At 70.1% G+C, this 20,190-nt stretch carries 10 protein-coding genes and 1 pseudogene; 6 read left to right on the top strand and 5 right to left on the bottom strand.

Annotated elements, in window-relative coordinates; genetic code table 11:
• Window positions 1–35: 35 nt before the first annotated feature.
• The gene (locus tag ACZ49J_RS32745; RefSeq protein ID WP_467454116.1) at window positions 36–485 is read right to left on the bottom strand and encodes a hypothetical protein; all 450 of its coding nucleotides are present in this window, start codon (window positions 483–485) and stop codon (window positions 36–38) included.
• Window positions 486–617: 132 nt separating this feature from the next.
• Window positions 618–1,511 (bottom strand): hypothetical protein, encoded by an 894-nt coding sequence (locus tag ACZ49J_RS32740; RefSeq protein ID WP_467454117.1) that lies wholly within the window; start codon window positions 1,509–1,511, stop codon window positions 618–620.
• A 1,439-nt stretch (window positions 1,512–2,950) separates the two neighbouring features.
• Between ACZ49J_RS32740 and ACZ49J_RS32735 the strand changes: the two genes are divergently transcribed.
• The 4 genes from ACZ49J_RS32735 to ACZ49J_RS32720 all read left to right on the top strand — a co-directional run bounded on the left by ACZ49J_RS32735 (window position 2,951) and on the right by ACZ49J_RS32720 (window position 9,079).
• The gene (locus ACZ49J_RS32735) at window positions 2,951–3,373 is read left to right on the top strand and encodes an effector-associated constant component EACC1 (RefSeq protein ID WP_467454118.1); all 423 of its coding nucleotides are present in this window, start codon (window positions 2,951–2,953) and stop codon (window positions 3,371–3,373) included.
• A gap of 2 nt (window positions 3,374–3,375) precedes the next feature.
• Window positions 3,376–7,761 carry a caspase, EACC1-associated type gene (locus ACZ49J_RS32730; protein ID WP_467454119.1) on the top strand — a complete coding sequence of 1,462 codons (4,386 nt, stop codon included), beginning with the start codon at window positions 3,376–3,378 and terminating at the stop codon, window positions 7,759–7,761.
• A gap of 395 nt (window positions 7,762–8,156) precedes the next feature.
• Window positions 8,157–8,447, top strand: a complete 291-nt coding sequence (locus ACZ49J_RS32725; protein ID WP_467454120.1) for a hypothetical protein — start codon at window positions 8,157–8,159, stop codon at window positions 8,445–8,447.
• A gap of 344 nt (window positions 8,448–8,791) precedes the next feature.
• Window positions 8,792–9,079 (top strand): hypothetical protein, encoded by a 288-nt coding sequence (locus ACZ49J_RS32720; protein WP_467454122.1) that lies wholly within the window; start codon window positions 8,792–8,794, stop codon window positions 9,077–9,079.
• Window positions 9,080–9,253: 174 nt separating this feature from the next.
• Here ACZ49J_RS32720 and ACZ49J_RS32715 read toward each other — a convergent pair whose 3' ends face one another.
• Window positions 9,254–11,587: a tetratricopeptide repeat protein gene (locus ACZ49J_RS32715; RefSeq protein ID WP_467454123.1), complete on the bottom strand. Its 2,334-nt coding sequence runs from the start codon at window positions 11,585–11,587 to the stop codon at window positions 9,254–9,256.
• A 668-nt stretch (window positions 11,588–12,255) separates the two neighbouring features.
• On the opposite strand from ACZ49J_RS32715, the gene ACZ49J_RS32710 reads away from it, so the two are divergent.
• Window positions 12,256–15,375, top strand: a complete 3,120-nt coding sequence (locus ACZ49J_RS32710; protein WP_467454124.1) for a hypothetical protein — start codon at window positions 12,256–12,258, stop codon at window positions 15,373–15,375.
• A gap of 77 nt (window positions 15,376–15,452) precedes the next feature.
• Here the strand turns inward: ACZ49J_RS32710 and ACZ49J_RS32705 are convergent, their stop codons facing one another.
• Together ACZ49J_RS32705 and ACZ49J_RS32700 are read right to left on the bottom strand one after the other, a co-directional pair.
• On the bottom strand, window positions 15,453–17,105 hold the full coding sequence (locus tag ACZ49J_RS32705) for a UvrD-helicase domain-containing protein (RefSeq protein ID WP_467454126.1): 1,653 nt from the start codon (window positions 17,103–17,105) through the stop codon (window positions 15,453–15,455).
• On the bottom strand, window positions 17,105–19,009 hold the full coding sequence (locus ACZ49J_RS32700) for a hypothetical protein (RefSeq protein ID WP_467454127.1): 1,905 nt from the start codon (window positions 19,007–19,009) through the stop codon (window positions 17,105–17,107). Before ACZ49J_RS32700 ends, ACZ49J_RS32705 begins: the two co-directional genes overlap by 1 nt.
• Before the next feature lie 242 nt (window positions 19,010–19,251).
• On the opposite strand from ACZ49J_RS32700, the pseudogene ACZ49J_RS32695 reads away from it, so the two are divergent.
• Window positions 19,252–20,101: pseudogene (locus ACZ49J_RS32695) on the top strand (transposase); the annotation flags it as partial.
• Window positions 20,102–20,190: the final 89 nt, after the last annotated feature.

Raw genomic sequence — 20,190 nt, 5'->3', positions numbered from 1 at the left:
TGAGGTGGTCCGGGCCCGGTGTGCAGGGCTTGCAGCTACATGGCGGCGTCCTCCTGGTGGGTGCCGTCGCCTGACCGGGCTTCGGCGTCGAGTCGGTCGGCGGCCTCGGCGAGTTGGCGGGCGCTGTCCCTGAGCAGGCCCCAGTCGTGGTTGTGGGCTGCCTGGATGCAGGCGGCGAGATGAACCTGCAGCGCGGTGTCCGCGTCGGCGGGATGCTCCGTTGACAGCGTGTGCTGCTCCGTCCCGGCCGGGGGCGCCACCGTGGGGGAGTCCTGGCGTGCGGTGCGGCGTTGCTCGGCGGCGCGGATGGATTCCCGGAAGCGTTCGACCTCGCGCAGGCGCGCGGCCCGCGAGGCCTTGCCGCCCAGGGTGGTGGACTTGCGCGCGCCCTTTGGCTTCTTGTCCTTCGGCCCGCCGTGGTCCCCGCTGGTGAGCTGCACGCGCTTGGCGGAGCCGTCCCGCCGCTGCCGTCCGCTGCTGGTCATGCTTCCACGCTACCCAGGGCATACCGGAGCTGGGCATGCCTGCGCCCGGGCTGATCACGGGAATCCGTCCGCGAGGCGGAGCGGCTGACCGCTCCACCCGGCGGTTCGTACGGGCAGTGCGTGGCTGTTGGGTCAGCGTCTGCGGTGGCGCCAGCGCTGGTGGACCTTGAGGACCTCGTAGCTCCATGCCGTTCGCTGCTGTGTGGTGTTCGTGCCGCAGGGCAGGCCGAGGTGTTCGGCGATGACGGGGAAGCGCGGGTGCATCTGCCGGTTGCCGGTGGTGACGAGGGCGGCCAGGAGTGGTTCTCCTTCCTGGCGGTCCTCGTCGACCAGCCACAGGATCACGGACTCGTCGTCGGGGTGGAGCCGGGGCAGACCGGGCAGGCGCTTGCGGATCAGGGGCCAGCCGGTGGTGGCGCCGGCCTTCGCGGTCTCCTCCAGCAGCGGCCGCAGGCCGGTCGCGATCTCGTACAGCTGCGCGGTGTCCAGCAGGACGGGCTGACCTGGGCGAGAGCGTTGTTCGGCCGTGACTGCCGTGGGGGTGGGCTGCGCAGCCGGCCGCGTGCGCGGGAACAGGGGCTTGCCCGGCCGGTCCTGCTGCTGCGAGGACCAGGCAGGCTTCGGCTTCTCCGTCCGGCCGGCAGACGTCGGCCGGGGCGGTGCAGCGACGCTTCGGCCGGGACGCGAAGTGACGGCTGGCGGGGCGGATGACGCCTGGAGCCGTTCCGCCTCCTGCCACCGGCGGGAGGCGAGGATCTCCTTGTAGGACTGCAGGAGTGCCCGCTGCTGCCTGGTCTCGCTTGGCGGTGCTCCTGCCGCTTGCTGCCAGGCCAGCGCGTACAAGTCGGCCGCAGCCGCGACGGAGTGCCGGTCGATGGCCCGCTTCAGTTCTGTCAGCGTGTGGTTCAGCGTGCGGCGCACCGTGGCGATCTCCATCGCAGAGCGCGGCGCACGGCCGGTGGTACGGCGGCGGAAATCCGTCTGCCAGCCGGTGCCGCCGCTCAGGCGCACCCGATTCCTCGTCATGTTCACTCCCCCCCTCAACGCCCCCTGGAACTCGGGGCATCACGCGTGCGACTGCACGCCGCAGCGGCGTCCGGCCGTACATGAGAGCCCTGATTTACCCGGGGTTGGCCGTCGCCAATCCGCGCGTACGGGGGCGGGGGCGTACGCGACCGCGAGCAGCATGAATTGCAACGGCCAACCAGGCGGCACCTGCGGTGAGGTGTGCTTCGCGGTGCCTGCTGAGGCACTGCCCGCCGGGAGCACATCCTCCGACGCCGACCGGCTCCTCGCCGTCGCTGGGCCCGGCGACGGCCCGCCTTAGGATGCCGACCGTTTCGCGGCCGGGTACGCCGCTTCTGACCGGTGGGTGGTGCGGGCCGGGTGGGGTGTGTGGTCGTTGGTGAGGGTTATGCGGGTGCGGCGAGCGTGGCCGGGGGAGCGGCCGGGGCCGGGAGTGCGCGGCCGGGCGGGTGCGCTGCTGGTTGCGGGTGACTCGGGGCCGGTGCCGTTTGCGGGCCTCGACGCGGAGGATGTGGGCGAGGGGCGGGGAGAGGAAGGTCTTCCGGCCGGCGGTGCTGAGCCCGTCCGGCGCCGGTACGGCCGCTTCTTGGCCCGGCGGTCGGGCGCCACGAACGTACTGAGACAGGCTCGCATCCAGCAGTTCCTCCTCCCACCCCGGACGCAGGCACCGCGCCTCACGCGTTGCCGCCGTCTGTGTGAGCATGGCCGCGGCCCGCGCCAGCTCCTGGAAGACCGGCTCCTGGAACGTCATCTGTTCCCCGGAGGTGCGCAGCAGAAACCGGCCCAGAGCGTCCTCATCGCTGTCGTGGTCGCAGAGGTAGTGGTCCTCCAACTGCGAGTACATGTCCAAGATCTTCAGCAGATCCGCGTCGCCGGCGTCCTTGCGGTACTCGGTTCCGCACGCCAGCGAGACCCGGGCGGCATCAGCCAGCGCCCACGGCGTGTACTTGCGGTACGGGCTCTGAACCCATGAACCGCCGAGGCGCGCGCGATCAGCGGCAGCAGGGCACTCGGCCGGTGCCTGAGTACCCGCGCCACATAGTCCCGGTCCCTTGTCGCCCTACTGCCTCGTGCCCGCATCATGGGCTCAAGGAACACGCCCCCGACCGTACGCTGTCCTGCCGATTACCGCCCGGCCCCACACGCCCCCCTGCTCCCTCAGGGTGGGGATCCACATCTCCATGAAGCCGGCCGTGCCCCGCTCGTCGCCGGGGATGCGGAAGACATTCGGGTCGGCCGCGAGCTGTTCCATGAGCGTCTGACAGGACCAGCGCGGGACGTGCACCAGCTGGCTGGTGGTGGCGGCACCACAGCCACCACTGTCATAGTCCCTGATCTCCCGATCTCCGCCGATTCGGCCATTTCCCTCGCCGCAACTCCGCCGGTCCGGGACGATGACCTTGACCTGCGGAGGGCGCGGGTCGAGGGGGAGGCGGGACGTGGAGCACGTCGGCAATGCGGACCATACGTACGCGGTCAAACTGGCGGAAGAGGCCGGGGCCGGGCCCGGCGGCGACGGCGAGCTCGCCGCGCTGGCGGACTGGCTGCGTGAGGACCCGCACGTGGGGCGGACCACCCGCCTGGACCTGATCTCCCCGCCTCCGGAACCCGGCGAACTAGGCACCCTGCTGGACACGATCGCAATCGTCGCCTCGAGCGGCTTCAGCTCGGCCTCGCTGGTGGTGGCCGTCCGCCAGTTCCGTGCCGTACGACCAGGCCCCGCCGTCACCATCGAACGTCCCGGCGGCCGGAGGGTGACCGTGACGGGCGCGTCGGCGGAGGAAGTGCGGCGCGTTGTGGAGGAGTTGGAGCGGACCGGGGATGGGGCCGGGGACGGCGAGCCGGGCGAGGGGGACCGTTAGCGATGGTCCGGCTGCCCGATCCGGCGCGGTCGCGGGCCTTGCTGATCGGTACGGCCAGATACCCGGCCGGGCAGCCCGACGGCGGCTTCCCGGACGTCCCGGCAGTGACGGGAAACCTGGCGAGCCTGGGCGCGCTGCTGAGCGACCCCGAACGGGGCGGATTCTCCCCCGAGCACTGCACGGTCGTAGCGGACCCCGCGACACCCCGGGACGTGCAGAATGCGATCCGCGCGGCGGGCGGCGCGGCGACCGACGTCCTCCTGGTCTACTACGCGGGCCACGGCCACCGCCCGCAGGGCCGGGAACTCTTCCTGACCTGCGCGACCTCGACGCCGGACACGGTCGAGACGACGGGCGTGTACTACCCGTTCCTGCTCGGCTGGTTACGCCAGTCCCAGGCGGCCGTCACGGTCCTGGTACTGGACTGCTGCTTCAGCGGAAAGGCGGCGCAGGACCTCCGCCCTGCGTCCGGGACCCTGGGTGGCGCTCCCGCGCCAGCCGTGCTGCTGGAGCGCGGGGAGGTGGAGATCGACGGGGTGTGCGTGCTGGCGTCCAGCGGCCCCACCCAGCTCTCCGGGGCGGACGACGGCACGGGCGGTCATACCCTTTTCACCGGCCATCTGGTCACCGCGCTCCGTGAGGGACTGCCCGACGAGGGCCGGCTGCTGCGCATCCGGGCCCTGTACGAACGTACCCGCCGCGCGATGGCCGCCGCCGGTACGGCCCCGCAACTGCCCTTGCTGGGCGCCACGGGTACGGCGGACGCGCTCGCCCTCGCCCTGAACCCGGCGTTCCGACAGGAGCGGGACGGCGGGGACCCGGCCGCGCGGGCCGGCGGCGTGAGCCTGCCCGAGCTGATGCGCGCGCAGGTGCGGGCGGCCCGGGAACTGCCGTACCGGATCTTCGGGTCCCGTACGCAGCTCCTGCCGGACATCTACGTACGGCAGTTGCTGCGGGAGCGGGCGGCGGAGGGCGAGGCCGAGGACCGGGACGAGGAGAAGGCGGCCAAGGCCGAGAACCGGGCCTGCAACCGTCACGGGAACCGTGCCGAGGACCTTTCCGAGGACCTTTCCGAGGACCGGCAACCGCGTCCCGGTGGACGCCGCCCGCTGGCCGAACTGCTGGACGGTGACCGCCACCGGATCGTCGTAGCCGGACCGGGTGCCGGGAAGTCCACGATGACGCTGCACCTCACGGCGTCCCTGGCACAACGCTGGCTGGACGGGGACACGACCACCCGGCCGGGTCTGCTGCTGCCCCTGCGCGTCACCGCCCGCCGCCTCGCGGCCCACCTGGACACGGACCGGCAGGCGGCGCTGGCCGCCGCACTCACCGCCGAGTTGGGTTCGCATCTGCGCGACCGGATCGCTCCGGCACTGCTGGCGGCTCCGCCGCCGGGCACCCGGTGGCTGCTGCTCGTGGACGGCCTGGACGAGATCACGGTCCCCGACACCCGCGCGCGACTGATCGAGGTGCTCGAGGGCTTCACCGACACCACGGCCGCCACCGGTCCTGCGGAAGCGGATGACGACCGGCAACTCCGCCTCCTCGTGACGACCCGCCCCCTCGACGGCTCGGCGTGGAGCCGGGTCCTGCGCTTCAGGGACACGGACCGGTACGCCCTGGAGCCGTTCGACCGGGACGCGTTGAACGGCTTCGCGCAGGCGTGGTTCGGCGACGACGGCCGCTTGCTCGCCCAGGAGTTCCTGCGCAGACTGGCGGAGCCCCGGCTCGCGGAACTCGCCCAAGTGCCGCTGCTCGCGACGATCGCGGCGGTCATGGTCGAACAGAACCCGGACCGGACACTGCCGACGAACCGTTTCGCGCTGTACGAGGCGTTCATCGCCCAGTTGCTCGCGCGGGGCGGCGCGGAAGGGCCGGGCCATCAGCAGCCTTCTCCCGGACCGGCGACGGAACTGCGCGGCCGCAGAGTCGAGTTGCTCGAAAGCCTGGCGGTGGCCCACCTCAAAGGCATCACCGAACTGACCTCCTTCCTACGGGACTGCGCGCCACCCCCCGACAATTACGAGATCCCGCTCGGCGCATGGCACGAGTTGCTCACGGCGACCCTTGCGGACACCGGTCTGGTGACCGAGGCGTCGGGTGAACTGCATTTCCTGCACCAGTCGTTCGCCGAGCACCTGGCCGCCCGGGTCCAGGCCCGAGGGCTGCCGGAGCGCTACGCGCCGGGCGACCGCCGATGGAAGGAGGCCGTGCACGCGGCCACCCCGCGCTCCTACCACCTGGCGTCGGCCGCTGGTGAGGCCGGGCTGGTCCTGGAGCACCACACGCACCGCCACCCTGACAACGGACTGATCCCCGCGCTGCAACGCTCCCGTTCTGCCGACCACCGCCTGCTTGCCGGACAGTTGCTGGCGTCCGGCGTGGTGGCGGCCCCCGAGTGGACCGCCACCTTCCTCACCGATCTCGGCGGCTGGTGCGAGCGGGCGCTGCGCTCCTGGCGGGACGACCCGTACCGGAGGATGGCGGCCGGACTGGCCGTACTGCCCACCATCCCGCACCGGGACCAGGTCACGAGCTGGCTCCGCGCCACCGTCGCCACCGCCGCACTCAGCGCCGACACCCGCCGGTCGGCGGCACGCCAACTCGGTGCGATAGAAGCGGAGTACGAGGAGGAGGCGGCGGAGGTGCTGGAGAGCCTCGCGACCACCGAAGGCGCCTTCACGGCACCCAGAATCTGGGACGAGCTGGTGGAACTGGGGCCGGAGGGGAAACGCCGGGCCGTCCGCCTGGCCGAGGAGACATGGGCGTCCCGTCATGCGCCATACGCCCTGGCGTTCCTGGCCAGCCTCAGCCCCGAACACCGTCCGGGTGTCCTCGCGGCGCTCTCCCAGGAGACGGCCCTCTACACGGACGGCCCACACGGCAGATACCTCTTCAGCGGGCCGGCCTTCGTGTCCGTGTTCGACGGGGTTATCAAGGTCCTCGGACAGGACACGATCCCGTTGCTGCGCAGACTGGCCGACGAGCAGCCACCCGGCTACCACCGGGACGAGACGGTGTCCGTGCTGCTGCGCCTGTCGTCCCGCCTCGATCCCACTCAGCAGGTCACCTTGCTCAAGCCCTTCGCCGCCGACCGGCAGACAGAGCGAAGACTACGGGTCGATCTGGTCAAGCGCCTGGTGAGCCATGGCGACATGGCTGCTGACCTGCTGCTCGACCTGCTGGCGGATCCGACGGAGGACGCCGACGTCCGCTTGACGGCGCTCGACATGACGGCGACCGGCCCGCGCCTGGCCGACATCCTGCTGGCCCTCGCGATGGAGCCGGCGTCGGACAAGGAGGAACGGCCGCGCGCCACCCAAGAAAGGCGCGCCAGCAACGCAAGGCGGGGCACCGGAGGAAAGCGCTACATCACACAAAAACGCGACACGAAAGGACTCCTTCGTACTCAGGCCGCGCACCGGCTGATCGACATCGCCGATGCCACGGTGGCCGACCGCCTGATGACCCTGATGGAGAGCGAAAACGTCCTGCGCGGCACCCGGGTGACGGCGGCACAGACCCTGGCTCAGGCAGGGACGGACGAGCAACGCCGGCGCGCGATGGCCGTGCTGTGGAAGACCGGCGCGGACCCGGACGCGGGTCCGTCCCTGCGCTGGTGGGTAGCCGACTGGCTCCTGCGCGCGGACCCCGGCCATCGGGAGCAGGCCGTAGACATCTTGATCGCCGTGCTCCCGGACATCGACGGCTACTCCTCCATGGCGCACGTCGAACGACTGGAAGAGCTTGGACTGGCCCAGGATCCGAGGGTCGTCCGCACCCTCGTGGGCTGGATCGGCGACCCGTGGCGCGGCGAGACCGCGCCGCTGAGCGACCACTGGAAGCGCCGAGACACCGCGACGAAAGCCCTCGCGCAAGCCGGTCCCGAGGAGCGCGCCGCCCTGGTCCAGGCGTGGACCGCCCTGTTGCAGGAGCCGGAGTCCCTTCTGAATCCCCGTGACACTCTCCGCACCCTGGCCGAGCACGACCCGGACCTCGCCCAAGAGTTCGCGCTGAGCATCCTCCGCGACGAGGAGATGGAGTTCGGCCCCCGGCTAACCGCCGCCATCGAACTCCGCTGGCGAGACACCCCGCACTCCCCGGAGGCGGTGGCGGTGACCCTGGCCCTGGCCGCGAAGGGCCCGCCATTCCAGCGCCGCAGCGCGGCCCACACCGTCAGGCTGCTGTATGAGTACGGCTTCGGACTACGCCGCCGGCTCCGCCGCCTGCTCCCGCCCAAGAAGGTCTGGCAGCTGCCCCCGCCGCGCCGCCGCCGCGCCCTGTACGACTTCGTACGGCTCCGGGTGCGCCAGACGGCCCGGGTGCTCGGCTGGCTGACCTTCCTGGCGGCGACGGCGTACGGACTGTATCTGTTTCTGTGGTGAACGCCCGGGATGGCGAGCTACCTGTCTCCCGGGCGACCGCCTGGGACAGGGGGTTGGGATCCCAGCTGCGGAATTCACGAGCCCGAGGGGCGGGCGAAGGGCGCAGCGGTACGGCTGCCCACGCGATCCGTCTCCTGCACGGGCCCGACACAAGACCTGCGGCGCCCTCGCAGCGGCATCCGGACGACTGGGATGCGCACTGCGGAACCCGCTGCAACAGCCCTTTTCAGGTACGGGGCTTGGCCGGACGACTGCAACGATGAAGACACGTGCCGGAGGGACGCGGTCGGCTCGGCCCCGCGGTCCGACGCCACGTCCTCAACCCCGTCGGGCCCCGCTGCAGGAGCCCCTGTCGCATCCAGGAGCCAGTTGTGATGTCCCCCGAGGACAGCCCCGTGTCCCCTTCCCAGCGTGCGGATACCGCAGTCGACGTGCCCCCGGCCGGCCCGGTCTCCTCGCCCGGGAGCAAGAGGAGCAAGCGGTTCAACGGGGCCGAGGCCGCCATGATGACCGTCGTCTTCGCCACAGCGGTGGTCCTGCACCTTACCGGGTCGACGTTCGGCGAGGTCATGCGGATGCTCGCCGCCGTGGGTGGGCTGGGAGCAGTGGTCCTGGCATCGGTGACGGGCCGGATACCCGTACGCGCCTGGATCGGGAAGCTCGGCAAACTCGCCGGAGAGGAGTGATACGGCCGTGTGTGATGTCTCACCAGTGTTGCGGTGATTGCACTCCGTTGACCTGCGGTGCTGCACGTCGGCTGAGACGGTTTCCGGACCCTGTGCAAGCCGTTTGACCTGCGGTCCTGCAGATTGGGTGAGACTGCCGCAAGTGCAATGAGAATGCCTGCTGTGGCGGCCCCGGGGGAGCGCTCGGGATGTTGATCATGGCCGCAGCTCGGGGCACGGTTCACCAGTCGTCGGGAGCGCTGCCCACCCACGCGATGGGCCGCCGTCGCGGTTGTGTCCCAGTGCGGGTCCTCCGACGACCTCTCGTGCCCCTCGTCCAGGACGCAGACTCGTCCCCAGCGGCCGTGATTGCCCGGGCAGATCCGGGTGAGCACGGGCAGGTCACCGTCGCGCACAGCCTTCTCGTAGCGGTCCTGGAAGGGCTGGAGGCGGGCGCGCAGCTGGCCGAACTGCGTTTCCGCCGCATCGAGTTGTGCTCTCACACGCCGCACCTGCGGGTTGCAGAGCACGCTCGAGATGGCCTTCTCTGCTTCTGCGAACGCCCTGGTGCGGGCGCGGCGCCGTACGGCTACGTGCACGCGGTGTTCTTCAGTGGCGTCACCGGTCATCATGCCGTCACTTTCCTCTGGTGACAGAGGGTTGAGTGCCGGACGGCCGTCGTCTGTGCGGGGGTCTGCCTGTGCCGGCGTGCCTGCAGCCTATGCAGGGACCCGCCGGGCTTGGCCATCGGCAGTGAGACCTGCCGGTTGTTCAATCTGTTGCCTTTGAGGCAGCTGGGTGTCTCATCGCCGTGATGTGAGGCTGGGTCAGGACTGGAGCAACGCGAGCAGCTCCCGAACGTCGGCCGCTTCGCTGGCAAGACCAAGGTCTTCAAACATGCTTGCCGCACGTGTGAGATGAGCGGCGGCCTGGTTCCTGTCGCCCGCGGTGATCCATGCTCGGCCGATGGCGCCCAGCGCGTGCGCGTACAGATCGTGGGCGTTGGCGCGTTCGCACGCGGCTTGGGCCTGCAGTATATAGGTGATCTTCTGTTGGGGCGTGAGCTCGCTCAGCAACTCGGTGCAGGTCATCAGGATCGCCGCTTCGTCGCGGGGGTTGCCCACGGCGCGGCTGGCAGCTTCGATGGCCCGCTCGCAGACCGCCTCTGCTTCCTTGGGCTGTCCCGATGTCTGGAGTGCGAAGGCTGCCGTGCACAGCGCTTTCGCTTCGTTGGTGGTGTCGCCGAGTTGCCGGAACAGCGAGGATGCCTCTTCTGCTGCGGCGCACGCCTGTGCGACGTACCCCAGCTCCTGGTGGTCCAGGGACAGGTTGTTCAGTACCGCAGCCTGTTCCTGTAGGTCTCCACAATCCCTTTGGACCGTCAGGGCTTCCTGGTGGATCTGTAGTGCGTCAGCAGGTTTCCCTGAATCGCGCAGGGCCGAGCCGAGCCCGTTGAGTGCCTTGCCACGCTCATTGTGGTTGTCCATTGAGGCGAAGAGTTCGGCGGCCCGCCTGTGAGCGAGGACAGCTTCCTCGTAGCGTGAGGCCTCGGTCAGGGCGATGCCGAGGTTGTTCCATGCCCCTGCCTCGGCCGCGAGCGCTCCCACTTGGTGAGCAACGCCGCACGCGGTCGTCGTCACGGCGATCAAGTCGTCGAAGTATCCGTGCCAGATGAGGTAGTCGTAGAGGATCACCGGGAGTTGGACAGCGATGTCCTGGTGCCCGATGGCGGCTGCGGCGGCCACGGACGCGGTGAGGTTGACACGCTCACTGTCCAACCAGGCCATGGCCTCGTCTTGATCGGTGAATTCGCCTGCCGCAGACGAGCGTGCTCCCATGGTGAGGTGGGCGCTCGCCGCGAGGGCGGTGGTGGCGTAGTGCTCGAGCAGTCGACTGCATGCCTGAGCGTGGGGACTTGCCGTACCCGGCGTCTCTTCTCCTCCAGCATTGTTTGCTGCGGCCTGCTGGGTGCCGTGCACGAGCTCGGTGGCGTAGTCGCGGACGAGGTCGTGCATCGACCAGCGCCTGTTCACGCAATCGAGCAGATGCGCCTGGACGAGAGCGCGGAGGATGGTGCGGACGGTCGGCAGAGGGCGGGCGGCCAGCACTGCCACTGCTTCAAGACCAATGTCGGGACCGGGGTTGAGCGCCAGGAGACGAAAGAGCTCGGCATGATCCGGTGGAAGCCGACGGTAGGAGAGATCGAAGGAGGCCCGGATAGCCCGCTCTCCGTCGTTCAGGAGGCTCAGCCGTGACCGGGCCGTGGCCAGCTCGGCCGCGAGTCCGGCGACGGTCTGATCGGGTTCGAGGATCAGCAGGGCGGCGCTGATGTGCAGAGCCAGTGGCAGGTATCCGCACAGGCGAGCCAGTTCCTCAATGCCGTCTCCGGTCTCGAGGACGCGTCGGTCATTGGGGTTGGCCTGCTGCAGGGCATGCCGCAGGAGTGCCGCCGCCGCCTCGGGGCTGAGCACGGCAAGATCCACGAGCCGCGCGTTGAGTGTCGGCAGGGTATGCCGGGAAGTGATCAGGACCTGGTGCCGACGGCTGCCGGGAAGCAGGAGACGGACCTGATCGGCACTGGCGGCATTGTCAGCCACGATGAGTAGACGTTGCCCCTGGTCGGCCCGCTCTTCCAGCGCGGACCGGTACAACGCTGCCCGTTCCTCAGCGGCTGCAGGAAGACCGGCCGAGTCGACGCCGAGGGCCCGCAGGAGCGCCTCCAGAGCCTGACCTGGCTGCACCGGGCTCTCGTCATATCCACGCAGGTCGATGAAGAGGCTGCCGCTGAACCACCCTGCCTCGGTTGCGGCATGCCCGCAGGCCAGGGCAAGTGCCGTTTTGCCCACACCGGCAAGCCCAGCGACCGAGGCCACCAGCACGGGCGGTACGACATCATCCGCAGCCGAGGCAGCGATCGGCCCGGCCCCGGAGTAGTCCACCTCCCGCTGCGGTGACACGGCGTGTGGACGCAGGACCGACAGAACCTGCTCGACCTCTGTGTCCCGGCCGCTGAGCTTTGAGGGCGCTGCGGGAAGGGAGGCGAGTGCAGTCGGCGCTGGCGCGGGCGGATACACACTGACCGTCAGAGGGCTGTAGTCGCCGGTGGTGACTGCGCCGATGCTCCCGGAGGCCGCAACAGAGCGCAGGCCGGACGCCGTCACGCCAGCATCCGGCATCAAGGACTGCCGGTCAGCAGGCGAGTTCTGCGATCCGGGAGTTGCTGCGGGTTTCCTCCACCACGGATTCATGCGCGCGAGTCGTCTCCGGTGAAGGCCTCGCCGACCCCGCCAGCCGCTGCGACGCCTCGCTCACCCGTCGCCTGCGCCGAACCTGAAGTCCCTGCTCTTGCCGGTGGTGTCACAGGGGGTGTGGTGAGGGTAGCGCGATCGCCGGTAACCGCTCGGCCGATGCTGCCGGCAGCCGCGACGGATCGTGCTCCCGCCGCTGTCACGGCCGCCCCACGACTGCCGGCAGCAGACGGCCGCAGAAGCGTGTAGCAACTCAGCGCAACCCCGACCAGACCTGCGACCGAACCAGCCACGCTCGCCACCTGACCAGCCGTGTCGAGATCGGCCACGGCCGCGACGACGCCCAGCCCCACCGCCGCCAGGCCGCACAGCACCGCCAGCAGCCACACCACAATCCTCGCCCGTCCCGTCACGCCCACATCATCGCACTGGGGACTGACATCCCCGCCGCGAGAGCGCGAGATACGCAGACGGTCCGTGCCCGGCGTCCCGGCACGGACTCTGCTGCAGCACTGCTGTGCCTCGCCCGCGGTAACGGGCGGGGCGGCCGAATGTCAGCGGCGAGCCGTAGGGTCACTGCCATGACTGACGAGGAGGCTGGCCACAACGGGCGGATCCGCAGGATGGAGAGGAACCACGAACTGCTTGCGGCTCCGCCGGCGACGGCCCGGCCGCTCACAGTGTCAGCGCCGCTCCTGCTCAACACCGGAGATCTCCAGTGGGAGAGCGTTGAGCACCTGGTGGCATGGCTGGCACGGCGGGTGGAAGGCTGGGAGGAGACCTGGCTCTATGGGGAGCGGGGACAAAACCAGCACGGCATCGACGTTGTCGGTGTGACAGGCAGGGAGGCGGCGGTCTTCCAGGCCAAACGGCTGAAGGAGTTCACCCAGCTTGATCTCGAACGCGCGGTGAGCCGCTATGCACGGGGCAAGCGGCCCTTCGGGGCACGCCGGCTGGTCGTGGTCACCACCCATGACGCGAACCGCACGGAGATCAGCGAGAAGCTGTTCGAGCTGCGCGGCACATACCCGGACCTGCAGATCGAGTTGTGGAACCGCAAACGCCTGTCGGACCTGCTGCACCCGCACCCGGACATCGTGACCGCGTTCTTCGGGGCGGCTACCACCCAGTTGTTCTGCCCGGTACCCCCGGCGCCCGCCCTCTCGCCTGCGGAGGCGAACGAGGGGCCCGATGCGCAGGCACTGCTGCGGGGTCCGGTAGCCCATCTCGGGCTGGACGGGGACCTCGCCGCCGCAGACCAGGCCCGGCAGGAGCATCCCGCGACGGCCGCCACTGCATACGGCCGGATCGCGGAACAGCTCGAACAGACCCTGTACCGTCCCTACGCCCGGGCGCTGCGCGCCCGGCAGGCCGCGGCCCTGTACGCGGCCGGTGACCCCGACGCGGCCGTGCGTGTGGATGTGGCCCGTATGGCCCGCGATCTGGTCGAGGACCGTGCCTTCGAGGCCCGAGCCACCCTGATCCGCCTGGCGGAGGAGCAGGTGGAGGCGGACGATGCGCTGGTCCGCACGGTGAACACCCTGGGCAGTCTGGCCCAGTTCGAATTCGAGCACCAGGTCACCCTCGACGACGTCGCCGCGCACCTCGACCTCCAACTGGACGACGATCCCAGCGTGCTCCAGGCAGCCACCCTGTTCGCCGAGCACGCCCTGGCAGAGCGCCGGACTGAGCTGGTGACCCAGCGGGTACAGCGCTTCACCGCGATCGCCGAGACCAGCGGCACCAGCGACCTGGACACCGCCCGTCTGCAGGCCTGCCTGGCCGACGCCGACCCCAGCGGCGACGCCTGGCGCGAGCTGCACCGCACCGCCCGCCACACCTACCCGATTCCCGTCCGTGGCCTGCTCGCAGCACGCCGCGCCCGCTTCCTGGCCACCACTTCAGACACGCACGGTGCCGTCGACGGGTACTACGACGCGGTCGAACTCGCGCTGGCCGCCCGCACCCACCAGGACGCCGGGGAGTGGCTCGCCGCCCAGCGCCTGGTCCTCAGCCGCAGCGCTCAGGCCCTTGCCGAACGCGAGAAGATCTTCAGTGCCCACGGCTTTGAGCAGGTCCTGCGCCAGGCCAGTCGTGACAGCGTTCTGCCTGCCCTCCAGGACACCAGGGCATCGGCCATGTTCGACCTGGTGCGGGAGAAGTTCCATGACGCCCGCCAGCACCTGCTGCAGTACCGCCGGCGTGCCGTCGCCATGGGCAGTTGGGGACACCAGCGCGAGGCCGAACAGCTCCTGGCCCGGCTGCACATGAAAGTCGGGAACACCACCACGGCGATGACCCATCTGATGAACTCCGGCGTAGCCGACACAGCCAAGGCCGTACGCACCTTGATCCCGGACCTGCCCGCCCAGGAACTGGACTGGCCCGCGCCTGAGGACCTGGGGGGTCGGCCGGTGTGGGAACGCACCTGCGCCTTCTCCATCACCGAAAGCACGGCCGACGCGCTCACCGACACCTCGGCCAGGACCTGGATCGACGCTGCCCTGCAGGAACTGACCACTGAAACTGCCCGTGCGGCCGACCTGACCGCTCTCACCGACGCCGCCTGGGGCGCCCTCGCCAAACTCGCTCCCGCGGCCACACCCTCCCAGGCGCAGCTCGCAGCATCCCTGGCCGATCCGTTGGCCACTGACGCCCGCTTCACCACGGTGCGGGCACAGGCGTGGGCCCTGGCCGCGGTATCCGAGGCACACGACACGCTGGCCCCCGCAGCCGTCAAACGGCTGACCCGGGCCGTACTGAGCAACAGCGACCTCATCAGCACCGTCGTCAGCCACGGCGAAGACCTGTTCAACCGCCACCCGCAAATCGTCGCCAAGGCCTGCACGGCCCCGGCACGCCAAGGAAGCCTCGACGCGCTGCGCCTGCTCCTGCTGGCAGGAGCCGAACCGGTAGTGTGCCGCGAGGTCATCACTGGCCGGCTCAGCCCGGACGCCGACACCGAGCCCGGCGACCGCCCGCAGCTCGGCCCCGCCGAACTGGTCCTGCTGGGCGAACAGGTGCTGCCGCCCAATGAGCTCGCGCCCTGGGCGCCGCAGCTCGCCGCACAAGTCCAAGAGCCCACCGGGCAGGGCGAACAGCGCATGGTCCTTGACGCGATGACCGTGGCCGCAGCGGCCCTGCCCCCTGACGAGCAACAGCCTTACGTGGAACTCGCTTTGCGGGCTGCCCGCAGCGAACTCGCAGCCGACCAGGGCGAGGAGCTCACGCGGGAGCACCCTCTGGACCGTTTCCGCTTCCGGACGGGGCCGTCCCTGCTGCCCCAGCAGGGCTTGGTGAGTGCCGCACGGCTGGCCGGCACCGACCCGGACACGGCGGACACCGTCGTCACTCTGGCCCTGACCCAGCTCCGGTATGCCGCCGACGCGGAAGCGCGGCTGATCGCGAGGGCTCTCGATCACCTCGCACCCCACCTTCTTCCCCCGCTGACCACCCTGACCGTCCACCACCAGCCATGGATCCGCTGCCTGGCGACCTCCCTCAGCAGCGCTGACAGCGCCGGACTCAGCCTGTGCAGGAGCCTGCTCGCCGACGACCCGGACTGGCGCGTGCGCGTCAATCTCGCCCGAAATCTGCCTGGCGGACACAGCCTGCTCGCCCGGATGCGTCAGGACGTCAACCGTCAAGTCCGCCAGGCAGCCCGACGGACCGCGCGGCTGCCGGCCCTCAACGTCACATAGAGCGCTTCCCGCCGACTCGTCGTGCACACTGGGCCCTTTCCTGCGCGCCGGCCACGGGGGCTGTGGGCGGGGGAGTGCTACTCCAACACGGCGATGAGGGGTGCCCACAGTGGGTGGGCGTTGGCCGGGACGACAAGGTGTGCCTGGTGGCGGGCGCGGGTCATGACGACGTAGAGCAGGCGTGAGTTGTTGGGAAAGGGCTCGCCTTCGTAGCCGTACCATTCGCTGTCGGCGAGCAGCAGGATGGTGGTGTCGGCTTCGCGTCCCTTGGTCTGGTGGAGGTTCATCACCTGTACCGGCTGCGGGCGCGGCCGGGTGTCGCCCACCAGGGTTTCGTCGCGGGCGCGGTGGAGTTCCTCGGCCACCGCCGTGATGCTCTGGCCCTGCTTGAGCAGGCGCAATGCGCGGCGGGTGGTGGCGGCGGCCTGGAGCCAGGCCTCCTGGCCGCGGAAGGTACCGATGCGCGCGTAGGCGCCCGTGACGATCTCGGCCAGGCGGTCGATATCGGCGTTCGGACCGATCCCCGCTGAGCGTAGATCCAGCGCGAGTGCCCGCAAGGCGCGTTCCAGCACAGGGTTGGACTTGTCCAGCATCTGGCGTGCGAGATCAGGGAGCCCACGGCTACGCAGGCACGCGGTGACGAACACGGCCAGTGCCCGTCGCACCTGAGACCCCTTCTCCCTGAGCGCGAACCTGACGAGGGCGAGTTGGGCGGAGAGCGCTTCTGCGTGGGCCTCCGTGAAGCCGACCTGTTCGTGGACCAGGCCAGCTGTGGTCAGGGCGTCGGACAGGGAAGTGGTGGCGATATTAGTGTGAGTGAAGATGCTGACGGTGTGCTTCTTCAGGCGGGCGGCCCGGACGAGGTCGATGACCTGCGCGTAGCCAGTGTCGTCCGTGATCCGGGTGACGGTCAGGCGGCCCTGCTGGGCGGCTTCGCGGAGGGCGGGGTCGGAGAAGCGGCGCTGACGGGCGGCTTCCGCGGCGGCGGGCAGCACACCGGAGGGGTCACGGTAGCTGGCGGCCTGCAGATCGATCCGGCGGGCGCCGGGCAGGGCCATGGCCTCCGCGATCCGGGCAGCGGGATTCACGCCGGGTTTGAACGAGCCCTCATAGATGCTCTGGTTGACGTCGCCCAGCAGGATGCGACGCGCTGCGGGGGCGATCTGCTGAAGGAACGCCCACTCGGTGGCGTCGGTGTCCTGGAACTCATCGCAGATGACGAGGCTGTAGCGCCCGGCGTAGTGGTCGCGGACCTTGGCTAGCGCCAGCAACCGGCGGGCAGCTGGCATCAGCTGGTCGTACGTCAGCCCGGGAGGGGCCCCGGGCACGGTCTGGTTGGCCTGGCTCAGCACGCTCTGCGGTGGCGGATAGCCGTGGTGCGCACCGAAGCCTGTGATGACCCTCCAGGCGAAGCCGTGGAAAGTCGACACCTCCAGCCGCAGCCGCAACTCTCCGATGACGTTCGCAGCCCGGTCGATGATCTGGGCGACGGCGGTACGTGAGAAGGAAAGAAACAACACCCGTGTCGCAGCGGGCAGTCGCGCGCGCTGCCCGCGCCGGGCCGCTTCCTGCCGCAGCCGCAGCAGTTTCTCGTCCGCTGCCTCCAGGTGAGCGCGGGCGGCGGCTACCGCGGTCGTGGTCTTCCCCGTGCCAGCGCCACCGCTGACCACCAGCACCGGCGCAACGCTCTCGATCACCGCACGCTGGTCCTCGCGTGCCTGGTAGGCCATCAGGCGCCTGCCGGCCTGGACACGGCGGGCACATCGATCAGACGCTGCCCGCTGTAGGAGGGGGCGGCGGCCAGTTCCAGGAGGGCCAGAGTCATGGAGATCACCGGCGGGTGTGGTGCGTTGGGCTCGGCGTAGAGGGCTTCCAGGAACTGTTCGTGCAGGCCCTGTTTGTGGATCACCTTGCACAGGTTGGTCACCGCGTCCTCGGCGAGCTGGCCGCCCATGGGGTCGGGAATTCCGTACTCGGTGAGTGTGGCGCTGGCGTCGGCGAGCGCCTGCAATGGGAGGCCGTCGGCCATGGCGCGCTCGATGGCGCCGGGCGGCAGCCGTACCACTGCGTCGCACGCGGCCTGGATCTTGGTGAGCTCGTCGGTGGTCTGGGCGCTGTCCTTGTCGCGGTCGATCACCGCCAGTACGCGGAAGCCCAACTGGCGAGCCAGGTTGGCGACGCGCGGAATCTGGCTGATGCCCCCCTCGCCGCCGGTGCCAGAGGCGACCAGGCGCACACCGTGGGCGGACAGAGGAAGGGAGGAGGGGGGCTTGCGGCGGTCGACCATGCTCAGCACGGCCACGTCGTGCGGGCCCTCGGTGATGGCGACCGTGGGTGCGGTCAGCGCAGCCAGGAGCTGGGTGTGCCACTGCCGCATCGCGACCAGTGCTTTGCGGTCCATGATCCGGGTCAGCTGATGGTGGGAGCGGACGCCGCCGTGACGCACCAGCCGGATGACCTCGGTGGGCTCGAAGGCCCTGGCGGCCTCCGGCCGCCGGGTGGACAGCCACACCTGCCCGGAGCGGGCGCGCAGCAGGGCCGCCAGGTGCTCGGTAGCCGGAGCATCCAACTGGTCACCGAAGTCGTCAGCCAGCACCACGGCCCCGGGCACAGTGGCCAGCAGCATCGCCTCGGCCATCGACAACACCGCGCTGACCGTGCTGCCATGCTGAGCCAGCCCGAGCATGCCGCCCGCGTCCAGGTGCAGCGCCGCGCGCAGGGTCCGCAGCAATGCGGCCACCGACCCGTCCTCGGTGCGGAAGCCAACCTGCTCCGCGGTGAGCGGAGCATCGCCGATCCGTTCCCCGGTCCCGCCGACCGCGAGTACCGCGTTGACGGCCTCGGCCACGGCCGGATCGGCCGACAGCGCCGACACAGCCTCCGCGACGGCCTGGGCCAGTGCATCGAACGCCGCGGCACCGGCCTTGGCGTCCCGTTCGTCGAGGATGCGCCGCAAGCCAGCACCCGCACGCAACTGCAGGGGCTGGCCGGCATCGAGGGTGACCACCGGCAGCATCCGCCGGGTGGCCGCAGGAACCCGCACGTACTGTCCGAGCGCCGGATTGCTGCGCGCCGGGAAGTACACCACCGACTCCAGCGACTCGGCTTCCTCGTCATAGCTGAGGCGATAGGTCAGCCGCGCGCACAGCGGAGCATCCGCAGACGCGTCAGGATCCTCGCTCGCGCACCCGGAGTCCTCTAACGGCTCCAGGACCCCATCGAGCAACTGCTGCACATCGGGATCGAAATCGGTCAGCGTCACCTCGACCTGCGCGGCCTCCACCCGCTGCGGCACCACAGAGAGGACTTGCGGTGCCGCGCTGTTGTCGCCGGACGCGCCCTCTTCCGCCGCATCATCCGCACCGACAACACGGGCGGTTGGGGATTGCACGACTGCCTGTCCCCCGGCCGTGTCATCGCCCGCGTCAGCCGGAGCAGAGTCAGCGCTGTCGGGGGTGACCGGCCGCTGATGCAGATCGGACAGGGCGGCGCCACGCGCGGCATCAGGATCCAGGACCCGGGCAAGGGCCGTGATCAAGTCGGTGCGTCCGGCGCGGGGGACCCCCGCCACCAATACATGGTTGCCGGGACGCACATCAAGGTGTCCCCAACCTCTGAAGCCTTCAATCAGCACCCGTGTTACACGCACACAGGCATCTTTAACACGGCATGTCCCTGCAGTGTGCCCACTACACGAAATCACCCGGACACGAACGTGCCTCCCGGACGAGACGCGGCTGTCGAGGGTCGACGTGGGGTACCCGGCAGCGCAGCCGGGTAGGGGGCGGCCGTTGTCAGTGGCTGCTGTCAGGATCTGCCGTCATGGGCAAACGGCGAAGCGCTACCGAGGTGGCTGCGGTTCGGGCTCGGCTGAAGGCCGACGCCGGCTACGACGTCACCTACCTTACCCACGCCCTGGCCGACCTGCCGGTGACGCTGCTCGGGCGCCTGCGCTCGGACCGGGTCATGCTCCGCGACCCGGGCCCGACCCGTTCCGGTCCCAAGCGCGGGGCGACCCCGCCGGCACGGCGGTGTCCTCACTTTCGCCAAGCCCGACAGCTGGCACGAGCCCGACGTCACCACAGCTACGGACACCACCCGCTACGGCAAGGCCGAGACGATCGCCTGGGACCGGATGCACCCCAGGCTCACCCACCGAGGCCCCTGGCTGAACCACGCCAAAGAGGAACTGCCCATCCTGCACGGAACGTTGATCCGTCTCAAGGTCGAGCGCCTGCCGGGCGACCGCGACCCGAAACCGGTCTGGCTGTGGTGCTCCGCCAACGCCGCCACACCGGTGGACGTGGACCGCTGGTGGCAGTCCTTCCTCCGCAGATTCGACCTGGAACACACCTTCAGGCTCCTGAAGCAGACCCTCGGCTGGACGGCACCGAAGGTCCGCCACGCCGACAGCGCCGATCTGTGGACCTGGCTCATCATCACCGCCCACACCCAACTCCGCCTCGCCCGCCCTCTCACCGAGGACCTGCGCCGCCCCTGGGAGCGCCCCGCCGAACCCCGCCGCCTCACCCCCGCCCGCGTCCGCCGCGGGTTTCGCAACGTCCACGCGACGGCGGCCCGTCCGTCGGCCGCACCGAAACCGTCCAAGCCGGGTCCGGGACGGCCTCCCGGCTCGAAGAACAGGCAGCGGGCCACACGGCACGACGTCGGCAAGACGGTCAAACGTGCTGAGTCGATCAAGGAACACCAAGCCCGCCGAGGATAAATGCCAAGCTCAGAAGCAGTTGTTTTTCCGAATTTGACGTGCGGGTTTCGTAGGTCAGGCGTGATGATGTCCGGGCTGCGGAGGCCACG

Source organism: Streptomyces sp. NPDC030840 (assembly GCF_055572015.1).
This window is presented reverse-complemented; position numbering and strand designations above follow the sequence as displayed.